The organism is Chitinilyticum litopenaei DSM 21440 (assembly GCF_000428145.1).
GTDB lineage: Bacteria > Pseudomonadota > Gammaproteobacteria > Burkholderiales > Chitinibacteraceae > Chitinilyticum > Chitinilyticum litopenaei.
In genome coordinates this window covers 41,468-52,500 of sequence record NZ_ATZJ01000028.1, presented here as the reverse complement: position 1 = coordinate 52,500, position 11,033 = coordinate 41,468, and the positions used below count along the sequence as shown (strand labels likewise).

The following is an 11,033-nucleotide window of genomic DNA, read 5'->3' as shown; positions in this document are numbered from 1 at the left end:
CCGAGAAGCGCAGCAAGCCACAGGGTTTCGCGGGTGAGATGTTTGAGCCCGCAGGGCGAGTTTCGAACCCGCGCTGTGGTTTGCGAGCATCGCAGGGTAGCCCGAAGGGCCGGCGGAGCGGGCGCGCCTTGGGGGTGTCGGGGGGCTTGGCAAGCGCGGGGTCCCCGCAAAGTCGCAGGCTTTGTGGGGTGCAGTAGAGCCCCCTGACGTGCCGCCGGGCATCCCCGGCATCAAAACACCGCGCCGCAGGCGCATAAACCCATGCATACGAATACGCTGCGCTATTCGTACCTACTCGCTGGATTGTTGGGTTTCGCTACGCTCAACCCAAGCTGCGATGGTGGGTATGCAACTGCAGCCCTTTATATTATTTGTCTGTAGGCTTATCACTGCATGGGTATATTGTGCCGCTGCTTGGCACGCGATGCCCTCGCAGCCGCCGAGAAGCGCAGTTTTCCCCGAAGGGGGAGGATCAGGTGCGGGACGTGTCTGAGGCCCGCAGGGCCGAGTTGTCCCGCGCCCCCGGAAAAGCGAGCATCGCAGGGCAGCCCGAAGGGCCAACGGGCTGTGCAAGCACAACAGCAGCACAAGCTACTCCTGCCTCAGTTCGTCCCCGAATAATCCCGTGCGTCGGCATTGCCGGGGCTGGTGAGGAAGTAGCGCTGTGTCAGCGCGAAGCCGATCAGCACCGGCAGCGTGGCGACGATGATGGCGGCCATGACCATGCTGGTCGAGGTCGAGAAGGGGCCGGTGAGGTCGTTGAAGATGCCGACGGCCAGCGGCAGTTTCTCGCGCGATTTCAGCACCACGGCCGGCCACAGGTAGTCGTTCCAGTTCTGCACGAAGACGAAGATCACCAGCGCGGCGACCATGGGTCGGCACTGCGGCAGCGCGATGCGCCACAGCAGCTGCCATTCGCTGGCGCCGTCGACACGCGCGGCGTCGAGCATGTCCTGCGGCAGGTCCTGGAAGGCCTGGCGCATCATGAAGACGCCAAAGGTCGTCGCCACGCCGGGCAGGATGACCGCGAGGTAGCTGTCGAGCAGTCCCACGCGCGAGAAGGTCAGGAAGTTCGGAATGATGGCCAGCTCGCCGGGCAGCATCAGGGTGAGCACCAGCAGGGCTGTCAGCGCACCCTGCCCGCGAAAGGGAATCTGCGACAGGGCATAGCCGCAGGGTATGGCCAGCAAGGCGCTGGCCAGCGTGCCCGTCACCGCGATACCCAGCGAGTTGAGCAGATAGCGGCCGATCGGGATTTCCGCTGCGACGCGCTCGAACCACATCGGGCTGGGTTCGTGCGGCAACAGGGCCTGCGGGAACAGCCACATCTGCGACGGATCGCCGGAAATGGCGACCGACAGCGTCCAGGCCAGCGGCAGGCACAGCAGCAGGGCAATCGGCAACAGCAGCGCATAGCGTGGCCACAGCAGCGGGCCGGTGGCAAGGCGGTGGGGCTTGGGCATGTCATCCTCCATGGCGCAGGCGGCCGTGTTCGCCAAACCAGCGCAGCTGCAGCGTGGCCAGCAGCAGGCAGAGCAGCGTCATCAGCAGCGCCACCGCGCCGGCTATGCCGAAATTCTGCGCATAAAAGGCCGAGTAGTAGGCGTACACCAGCAGCGTGATCGTGCCGTTGCCGCCGCCGGTGAGTACGATTACTTCCTGAAAGGCCTTGAGCGCGGCAATCGTCGAGAGCAGCGTGGCCAGCAGGATCACCGGTTGCAGCGCGGGCAGCGTCACGTGGCGAAAGCGCGCCCAGGGGCCGGCGCCATCCAGCATGGCCGCTTCCTGCAGCGTTTTCGGCACACCCTGCAAGCCGGCCAGATACAGCACCATGTAATAGCCGGCGTATTTCCAGCAGAAGAATGCCATGGTGGCCGGCAGCGCCCAGTCGGTGCTGTTGAGCCAGTCGGGCAGGCTCTGGCGCGGCACGCCGCTGATGAGGCCGAGCAGCCAGTTCACCAGCCCGTCCTGCTGCAGCAGCTGCTGCCAGACCACGGCGCCGATGGTCACCGACAGGATGACCGGCGAGTAGCACAGCGCGCGGAAAAAACCGAATCCGGCGCGGGCAGGGCTGAGCAGGATCGCCAGTCCCAGAGCGGTCAGCTGCAGCACCGGCACGACCAGCAGGAAGATCAGCGTGTGCCGCAGGGCGGGGTGGAAATACTGTTCGTCTTCGGCCAGCGCGACAAAATGCGCAAAGCCGTTCCAGGCCATATTGCCGCTGCGGATGAAGTAGTCGTGAAAGGCCAGCCAGCCGTTGAACAGCAGCGGCCACAGCGTGAATACGGCAAACAGCAGCAGAAAGGGCGCCATGAACAGCCAGGCCGTGCGTTCGCCAACTCCGGGTCGCGCCATGCGTATTCTCCTTGTTGCATTGCAGCGATAGCGATGTCCTGATTCTGGCCGCCCCAGCCGGCAGGCGTTTGTCAGCGCTTGCGCTTTGTTTTCGCCGTGCCGGCCAAGTGCGCAAGCGCTGACAAACCAGGCGATGCAAAGCGGGCCAAGCTGCAGGCATCGGCGTGCCGCAGACGCACGCCCTGTCTGCCGGAGTGCTGCCGTGTCCCGTTTCCCTTCCCCCTGGTTGCGCCTGCTGCTCGCCCTGCTGGTGGCGGTGCTGCTCACCGTCTCTGTGCGCGAATGGTGGCCACCGCAGCCGCCGGCACCGTCCACGGTGCCTGCGCACACGCCCAAGGTCAGCCAGCAGGTGCGCACGCCGTATCTGGACAACTGGGATCAGGTGCCGCTGCAGGACATGGCCGGGCAGGCCGCGCGCTTTCCCGGCCAGGTCTGGCTGGAAGGCCCGACGCACCGCCGCCTGATCGCGCTGACCTTTGACGATGGCCCGGGCGAAGACACGCCGGCGCTGCTCGATGTGCTGGCCCGCCACAAGGCACGCGCGACCTTCTTCTGGCTGGGGCAGAACCTCGCCGGGCGCAAGGCGCTGGCGCAGCGCGCGCTGGCCGATGGCCATACGCTGGGCAACCACACCTGGGATCACCCCGACATGGTCGACACCGACGAGGCCTACTGGTGGGACGAGCAGCTGGGCCGCACGCAGGCGCTGTATCGCGACATGCTGGGCCTGGAGCCGCGGCTGATGCGTCCGCCCTATGGTCATATCAGCGACGCGCAGATAGCCCGCCTGCAGCAAAAGGGCATGCAGGTGATTCTCTGGTCGCTGGACACGCAGGACTGGAACCGCAACCGCATGCTGTTCGGCCGCCACAATATCGAGCGCGGCCTGCAGGATTTCGTGCACGAGGAGGCCATCGTGCTGATGCACGACGCCGGCGGCAAGCGCGGCAAGACGGTGGCGGCGGTCGATGCGCTGATTCCCTGGCTGCGCGCCGGCGGTTACGAGCTGGTGACGGTGGATCAATTGCTCGGCATTCAGCCTTACCGGCAGGCAAAACCATAGCCGGGATTGTTGTTCTGGCGCCCGCTACAACGGCGCCGGAGTGCCGGCGGCAAGCTTGCGGGTTGGCTTCTTTCGGCGTGTTGCCGGTTTTTCACTCCCCCTCAGAGGCTCCCTTCCTCGCGGCCCTGCGGAGCAGCGCCTGATTCTGCACCATGCGTCGTTGTGCCGAAGAATGATCCGGACTGAGCAGACCGGCGGCCTGCCGGGGCGCGCCCGGCGTGGACCATGGTGGGTGCTGGTGAATGGCAGGGTATCAGGCTGCAGCCTTTGCAATCATTTGGCTGTGCAGTAATACCCATGCTATTCAGCGCTACCGGCAGGTGGTCGATCAGGCAGTGCCGCCGATGCGCGGGCGGTGGTCGGGCCGCGCTGGCATGGCCGCAGCACCGCAGTGCTCAGGCAAAAATGGTCAGTTCTGACTATCGTTTGCAAGAGCATCTTGCAAGTTGCCTGACAGGAGAGTGAAGCATGTTGAGCTGGTTGCGCCGCTGGTTGTCCGCCGGTGATGTCCTCAATGCCCTGAATACCGCCCAGGCCGTCATCCAGTTTCGCCCGGACGGGCAGATTGAAACGGCCAATCCGATTTTCCTGCAATTGATGGGCTATGCGCTGGACGAGATCCGCGGCAAGCACCATCGCCTGTTTGTCGACCCCGCCGAGGCCGACAGCCCGGCCTACCGTGAGTTCTGGCAGCGCCTGCAGGCCGGCGAAGCGCAAACGGCCTGCTTCCGGCGCCTGGCGCGGGACGGGCGCGAGGTCTGGATACAGGCATCCTATGTGCCGGTATGCCATCGCGGCCGCGTCAGCAAGGTGGTCAAGTTTGCCTCCGACGTCACCGCGCAGGTGCTGCAGAATGCCGATTACAGCGCCCAGATCGAGGCCATCCGCCGCTCCGGCGCGGTGATCGAGTTTGCGCTGGATGGCCGCATCCTCACCGCCAATGACAATTTCCTGCGCCTGATGGGCTACCGGCTGGAGGAAATCGTCGGTCAGCCGCACCGCATGTTCGCGCCTCCCGAAGACCTGGCGGGCCCGGAGTACGAGCGCTTCTGGCAACGCCTGCGCGCGGGGGAATACCAGACGGCCGAATTCCGGCGGCTGGCCAAGGGTGGGCGCGAAGTGTGGATTCACGCCACCTACAACCCGATCAAGACTCCTGACGGTCGCGTGCTCAAGGTGGTGAAATACGCCAGCGACATTACCGCCGAGGTGCAGCGGCGCGCCGAATTCCGCCTGCTTTCGCTGGTGGTCGACCAGACGGACAATGCGGTGCTGGTGACCGATGGCGAGGGGCGCATCGTGTATGCCAATCATGGTTTCAGCCAGCTCACGGGCCTGCAGGCCCAGGCCGTGCGCGAGCGCCGCGCGCTCGATGTGCTGCTGGGGCCGCAGGCGGATCCGCAGACCGCCGCCGGCCTGCAGGAGGCCCTGCGCAACAGGCGCGCCTTTCATGGCGAGCTGCTCAATCGCGATGCGGCGGGGCGGGATTACTGGGTGTCGCTGGCGGTCAATCCGGTGGTTGATGCGGGCGGTGCCCTGAGCCATTTCATCGTGGTGCAGGCCGACATCACCCGCACCAAGGCGCGCGAGCAGGAGTACGGCAAGCGCTTTGCCGCCATCGGCTGCACCAATGCCGTGTGCGAATGGGGGCTGGACGGCCGGCTGCTGGCGGCCAATGACTATCTGCTGCAGCATCTGGGCGATGATCGCCTGGAGCCCCTGCTGGCGCGCAGCCGCACGCTGCCCGAAATCATCGGGCATGAGCGCTTCCAGCGCATTCTGGCGGGCGAACTGGTGGCGGGCGAATTCGAGTTGTTCCGCAGCGACGGCAGTTCGGTGCTGATGAATGGCACGGCCTGCCCGATTACCGATGCGGGTGGCCGCGTGCATACGATAGTCAGCTATGGCGTCGATGTGACGTCCAAGCTGGAGGCCGAGCGGGTGACCGATGAGGAAATGCGCCAGGTGATTGCCTCAAGCGAGAAGATCCGCCACATCATCGCCGTGATCAACCAGATTTCCGCGCAAACCAATCTGCTGGCGCTGAACGCCACCATCGAGTCGGCGCGTGCCGGCGAGCAGGGCAGGGGGTTTGCCGTGGTGGCCGAAGAGGTGCGCAAGCTTGCGCTGCAATCGACCGGCTCGGCCAAGGAGATTTCGGCGCTGGTGGCCGAATCGATCGAGCGCATCCGCAACCTTGAACAATCGCTGCACCGCCTGAGCCAGGCCGAACAAATCAGCGTCAGTTAGGCTCTGTTGCGGTTTGCTGCGTTGTTACGCAGCCCCGCCAACTTGCCGGGGCGCACTCGGCTTGGCGTGGGGCGTGTGCTGGTGAAAGCTTGGGTATAAGGCTGTAGCCCTTTCAATCATCAGGCTCTGCAGCGATACCCTGCCCATTCAGCGCCGCCAGCAGGTAATCGACCAGGCTGTGCAGCCGGGGGCGCGGGCGGTGGTCGGGCAGGTAGACCAGATGGCAGGGCCGCGGGGCCGGCCAGTGGCCGCTCAGCACCGGCACGAGCGCGCCGCAGGCCAGATCGGCGGCGAGCAGCACCAGTGGCTGGAACACGATGCCGGCGCCCGCCAGCGCGGCCTGGCGCAGCGCTTGCCCGTCGTTGCAGGCCAGCCGGCTTGGCGCCGGCCACTCGCGGCCATCGGCCATCAGCAGCCCCGGCCAGCCTTCGCGCTGCCCCCAGATGCGGTGCGTCAGGCAATGGTGATCGGCCAGTTCCGCCGGCTCCTGTGGCGTGCCGTGCCGCGCGAGGTAGGCCGGTGCGGCGGCGATGGCCAGCTGGTAGGGCGGCAGCGCGCGCGCCACCAGCTCCTGCGGTGCAGGGCCGATGCGGATGGCCAGATCGAAGCCGTCCTCGATCAGGTCCACGCGCTGATTGCTCAGCATCAGCTCGACCTGCACCTGCGGGTAGCGCACCAGATAACCGGCCAGCAAGGGGGCGATGGCCACGCCGCCCAGCGTGACCGGCGCACTGATGCGCAGCAGGCCGCGCGGTGAATCCTGCAGGCTGGCCACTGCTGCCTCGCCGGCTTCGACCAGCTCCAGCACCTGCCTGGCGTGCGCACAATAGGCCTTGCCGGCTTCGCTGAGGCTTTGCCGGCGCGTGCTGCGCTCCAGCAGGCGGCTGCCCAGCTGCTGCTCCAGCTGCTGGATGTATTTGCCGACCATCACCGCCGAGATGCCGAGCTGCACGGCTGCCGCGCTGAAGCTGCCGCAGTCGGCCACGGTCACGAACACCTGCATGCTGCGCAATTTGTCCATATTGCAAACCAGTGATTAGAAATCGACAAAGTTTTACCACATTTATCGCAATCAGGTTTCGCCGCACACTGTCTGCCTTACCTGGATGCGAGACCCCGCCATGCCACTGGCCTGCACCACCCGCCCTTATCAGGAACTCGATTTTGCCCGCGCCTGCGCGGCGATTGCCGCGGCCGGCTTTGCGGAAGTGGGGATATTTCCCTGTGCCGATACGGCCGGCCAGCCGGCGTGGCCGGTGCATGCCGACAGCAATGCCACGGAACTCGTCGCCGTGCGCGCGGCCCTGCGCCAGTCTGGCCTTGCAGCCCGGCTGTTGCTTGGCAGTGTCGTGTTGCAGGACGGCCTGCCGCGGGCCATTGATCGCTATCGCCGCCTGCTCGATCACGCGGCGGCATTGGGGGCGCCGCTGCTGCTGGACCTGGGCTGCGATGAGCCGGCGCGCTACGCCGATTACCGCCGGCTGCTGGCCGCGGTAGCGCCGCATGCGGCGACCTGCGGTGTGACCATCGTGGTGAAGCATCACGGCGGCATTACCGCCAGCCTCGCCGACCTGCTGCGACTGCATGACGAGGTCGCCAGCCCCGGCCTGGCCTTGTGTTTCGACCCCGGCAATGTGCTGTATTACAGCCGTGGCGCCGAGCTGCCGCGCGACTGCGTGGCCGCGCTCGCCCCGCATTGCCGCGCCGTGATGCTGAAGGATTGCCGGCTGGACGCGGGCGGGCCGGATGTGGCGATCAACCCCGGTGACGGCGATGCGCAATGGCCGCAACTGCTGAACGCGCTGCAGGCCGCCGGCTGGGACGGCCCCTTGCTGCTCGAATGCGTGGCAGGGCGCACGCTCGCCGAACGTCACGCCAATGTTTGCCTGCTGCGCGAGCGCGTCGCCGGCTGGCGGTCGGCAACAGTGGGCAGTGCGCGGTCTTCCTGATTTACATCATCAGGTATTGCCCTGCAGCTCATTTCCTGAAAGGGCTTCAGGCTGATACCTGACAGATTGCCAGGGGCTGCCAGCCGCTGACTCATTCAACCCTATCCGGAGAAACCCAAAGATGAACATCAACACCCTGATCGAACAGCGCATTTCCTGCAACTACTTCGCGGCCGAGCAGACAGTGAGCAATGCGCAAGTCGCCGAGCTGATCCGGCTGGCCACGCTGGCGCCCAGCGCCTACAACAGCCAGAACTGGCGTTTTGTCGCCGTGCGCAGCGCGGCAGCCAAGGCGCGGCTGCTGCAGCATGCCTACGGGCAGGACAAAGTGCAGCAGGCCGCGGTGACCTTCATCGTCTGCGGTCGCCTCGCTCCGCACGCCGAGCTGCACGCCACGCTGCAGGCGACGGTGGATGCCGGCATTTTTGACGCCGGCCTGCAGGCGACGATGGTGCATTACGCGACTGAGGGCTATGGCAACAATCCGCAGCTGCAGCGCGACGAAGCGATCCGCTCGGCTTCGCTGGCGGCGATGACGCTGATGCTGGCGGCCGAAGGCATGGGGCTGGCCAGCTGCCCGATGATCGGCTTCGATGCGGCGGCGGTGGCGCAGGAATTCGGCCTGGGGGCCGACGACATTCCGGTGATGCTGCTGCCGGTCGGTGTGGCCGCGTCCGGCAACTGGCCGCAAAAACCGCGCAAGCCGGTGGCTGCGGTGCTGGAAATGGTGTGACGCGGCATGCTGATGCCAGGCGGAGGCTGTAGCGGTGCAGCGGCAGGAACACGGGCAGGAGCAGGCGGCCGCTTACTGGCTGTGGTGCTCCAGCACGAATTTCGCGCCGGCATCTTCACCCAGCAGCTCAACCAGTTCGGGTAACAGATTCGCCAGCGTGGCGGCGAGTGTCCACGGCGGGTTGATGATGAACATGCCGCTGCCATGCATGCCAAAGCCGTCGCGCGCGGGCGTGCGCACCTGCAGTTCGGCGCGCAGCCAGCCATGCGCGGGCAGCTTTTTCAGCTTCTCCGGCATTTCGCGGGTGTCCGCGCGGCCCAGCAGCGGATACCACACGGCATAGGTGCCAGTGGCAAAACGCCGCAATGCTTCTTCCAGCGCGGCGGGCACGCGCTGGTAATCGTCCTTGACTTCGTATGGCGGGTCGATCAGCGTCAGCGCGCGGCGCGGCTGTGGCGGCAGCACGCTCTTGAGCGCATTGAAGCCATCGGTTTTGGTGATTTGTGCACGGCGACCGACGTGTTCGAAATTGCCCGCCAGCAAGTCAAAATCACTCGGGTGCAGCTCGAAGAGCTTGAGCCGGTCATCCGCGCGCGCGCATTGCAGCGCGAACCACGGCGAGCCCGGATAGTGACGCAGCTCGCCACCGGGGTTGATGGCCTTCACCGCCGCCACATAGCGCTTGAGCGGCTCGGACAGATTGCCGGCATGCCACAGCTTGCCGATGCCGGTATTGAACTCGGCATTCTTCGCGGCAAAGCCCTCGGTCAGCGCATACAGCCCCGCGCCGGCGTGGCTGTCGACATACCACCAGGGTTTTTCTTTCTGGTTCAGGTAATCAAGCAGCAGCAACTCGATGCAGTGCTTGAGGACATCGGCATGGTTGCCGGCGTGAAAGGCATGGCGGTAGCTGAGCATGACGGAGCGGGACGGGCGGGGAAAGCGCGCAGTTTACCGGAAAGCCCCGCGATCAATTGGCGCCGCAGCACTTTTTGCACTTCTTGCCGCTCCCGCCGGGCAGTTTCGCGCGCGACGCGCAGTTCGGCATGAAGGGCGGGCCAGTGGCTCATGGGGTAATTCCCTGTATTGATCGTTGCAGAGTCAGCGCCAGCAGGCGGCGCAGGATTTTCCCGTCCGGCTTGGCGGACGAGTCGTCGTGCCAGCCACAGGCTTGCGCCGCGCTGTGGGCGAGCTCGTCGTGCGCCGGCGTTTCAATACCCCGATCCGGCCGACCAGAGCGGTGCTTCATGCATGCGCTCCAGCTGTTCGGCCAGGTGTTGCAGATGCTCCTGCCAGTAGGCGTGCGTGTTGAACCAGGGAAAGGCGGGCGGGAAAGCCGGGTCGTCCCAGCGGCGGGCCAGCCAGGCGGCATGATGAATCATGCGCAGTGTGCGCAGCGCTTCGATCAGGTGCAGTTCGCGCAGGTCGAAGTCACGGAAGGCTTCATAGCCCGCCAGCAGGTCGCCCAGCTTCTGGCCCATTTCCACGCGCTCGCCGCCCAGCAGCATCCATAAATCCTGCACGGCCGGGCCCATGCAGCTGTCGTCCAGGTCGACGAAATGCGGCCCGGCATCTGTCCACAGCAGATTGCCGGGGTGGCAGTCGCCATGCAGGCGCAGCGTGACCGGGGCGCCGGCACGCTGCCAGCAGGCATCCACTGCAACCAGCGCGGCATTGACCGCGCTGCGGTAGGGCGCGACCAGTTCGGGTGGCAGCAAGCCGCTGGCGAGCACCGTTTCGCGGGCCGCATCGCCATACGTCGTGCGATCCAGGCTGGGGCGGTGCTGATAGGCACGCGCGGCGCCCAGCAAATGCTTGCGGCCGAGAAAACGGCCCAGCCATTCCAGGACTTCGGGCTGATCGAATTCCGGCGTGCGCCCGCCCTGGCGGCGAAACAGCGCAAAGCGGTAGCCGGCATGCGCAAACAGCGTCTGGCCGGCGATCGCCAGCGGCGGTACGGCGGGGATTTCCTCGCTGGCCAGCGCCAGGGCGAAGGCGTGTTCTTCGAGGATCGCCGCGTCACTCCAGCGTCCCGGGCGGTAAAACTTGGCAATCAGCGGCGGGCCGTCTTCCTGGCCAACCTGATAGACGCGGTTTTCAAAACTGTTGAGCGCCAGCAGTCGGCCGTCGCTCAAGCAGCCGGTGCCATCGACGGCGGCGAGCACGGTATCGGGGGTAAGCAGGGCGTAGGGGTGGGGGGCTGGAATCGTCATGTGGACAGTGTATCGTGCATTTCCACAAGCGGCGTGGACGAGCGTGTGAGTGCCCTGTGGACAAGGCGGCTAAGGCGCTGATTCAGCGGTATTAAATAGCCCTGCTTATTTTTGCGGCAATGCAAGGACGAATTGCACAGACGGCGTGGACGAGCGTGTGCATCGTCTGTGGATAAGCCTGCTTGCGCCATGATTTCACAGGAAAAAACGCTATTGCCTGTTTTTTGGGCGAATTTTGTCCGGCTTGCATTGTCGGAATCTTCTGCACAGCCAGCGTGGATAGCGATGTGCAGCGCTTGTGGAGAAGCGGGCTAAGCTGCTGTCCGGCAAGGCTTTTCAGGGCTTGCCCATTTTTTGGGCGAATGCGTGTGTTTTCTGGGTATATTGCTGAGTCCCTTTTTTAGTAATGGTTTGATGCTTATACCAGTTATGGTATCTGCTGTGGATAGTGGGCTGCCAGAGCCCGGGCA

At 65.3% G+C, this 11,033-nt stretch carries 10 protein-coding genes; 4 read left to right on the top strand and 6 right to left on the bottom strand.

Translation table 11 applies throughout. The features are described from left to right. Positions 1–602: 602 nt before the first annotated feature. Positions 603–1,463, bottom strand: coding sequence for a carbohydrate ABC transporter permease (locus C515_RS20760; RefSeq protein WP_051304876.1), 861 nt, complete (start codon positions 1,461–1,463; stop codon positions 603–605). A gap of 1 nt (position 1,464) precedes the next feature. After that, complete coding sequence (locus C515_RS0111795; RefSeq protein ID WP_028455705.1) at positions 1,465–2,355, bottom strand: carbohydrate ABC transporter permease; 891 nt, start codon at positions 2,353–2,355, stop codon at positions 1,465–1,467. Between the two features lie 202 nt (positions 2,356–2,557). On the opposite strand from C515_RS0111795, the gene C515_RS20755 reads away from it, so the two are divergent. Both C515_RS20755 and C515_RS24800 read left to right on the top strand, forming a co-directional pair. Beyond that, on the top strand, positions 2,558–3,418 hold the full coding sequence (locus C515_RS20755; RefSeq protein ID WP_158380815.1) for a polysaccharide deacetylase family protein: 861 nt from the start codon (positions 2,558–2,560) through the stop codon (positions 3,416–3,418). A 468-nt stretch (positions 3,419–3,886) separates the two neighbouring features. Beyond that, positions 3,887–5,668: a PAS domain S-box protein gene (locus C515_RS24800; RefSeq protein ID WP_028455704.1), complete on the top strand. Its 1,782-nt coding sequence runs from the start codon at positions 3,887–3,889 to the stop codon at positions 5,666–5,668. Positions 5,669–5,780: 112 nt separating this feature from the next. Here the strand turns inward: C515_RS24800 and C515_RS0111780 are convergent, their stop codons facing one another. Further along, positions 5,781–6,689, bottom strand: a complete 909-nt coding sequence (locus C515_RS0111780; protein ID WP_028455703.1) for a LysR substrate-binding domain-containing protein — start codon at positions 6,687–6,689, stop codon at positions 5,781–5,783. 100 nt (positions 6,690–6,789) lie between these two features. On the opposite strand from C515_RS0111780, the gene C515_RS0111775 reads away from it, so the two are divergent. Both C515_RS0111775 and C515_RS0111770 read left to right on the top strand, forming a co-directional pair. Further along, on the top strand, positions 6,790–7,617 hold the full coding sequence (locus tag C515_RS0111775) for a sugar phosphate isomerase/epimerase family protein (protein ID WP_028455702.1): 828 nt from the start codon (positions 6,790–6,792) through the stop codon (positions 7,615–7,617). Between the two features lie 121 nt (positions 7,618–7,738). Next, positions 7,739–8,350 carry a nitroreductase family protein gene (locus C515_RS0111770; RefSeq protein WP_028455701.1) on the top strand — a complete coding sequence of 204 codons (612 nt, stop codon included), beginning with the start codon at positions 7,739–7,741 and terminating at the stop codon, positions 8,348–8,350. A gap of 72 nt (positions 8,351–8,422) precedes the next feature. Here the strand turns inward: C515_RS0111770 and C515_RS0111765 are convergent, their stop codons facing one another. From C515_RS0111765 to C515_RS0111760, 3 genes are all read right to left on the bottom strand, one after another. Further along, on the bottom strand, positions 8,423–9,268 hold the full coding sequence (locus C515_RS0111765; RefSeq protein WP_028455700.1) for a 23S rRNA (adenine(2030)-N(6))-methyltransferase RlmJ: 846 nt from the start codon (positions 9,266–9,268) through the stop codon (positions 8,423–8,425). 148 nt (positions 9,269–9,416) lie between these two features. Next, positions 9,417–9,599: a hypothetical protein gene (locus tag C515_RS23570; RefSeq protein ID WP_144290438.1), complete on the bottom strand. Its 183-nt coding sequence runs from the start codon at positions 9,597–9,599 to the stop codon at positions 9,417–9,419. Next, positions 9,562–10,563 (bottom strand): serine/threonine protein kinase, encoded by a 1,002-nt coding sequence (locus tag C515_RS0111760; protein ID WP_028455699.1) that lies wholly within the window; start codon positions 10,561–10,563, stop codon positions 9,562–9,564. The genes C515_RS23570 and C515_RS0111760 overlap by 38 nt, the downstream gene beginning before the upstream one ends. Positions 10,564–11,033 lie beyond the last annotated feature (470 nt).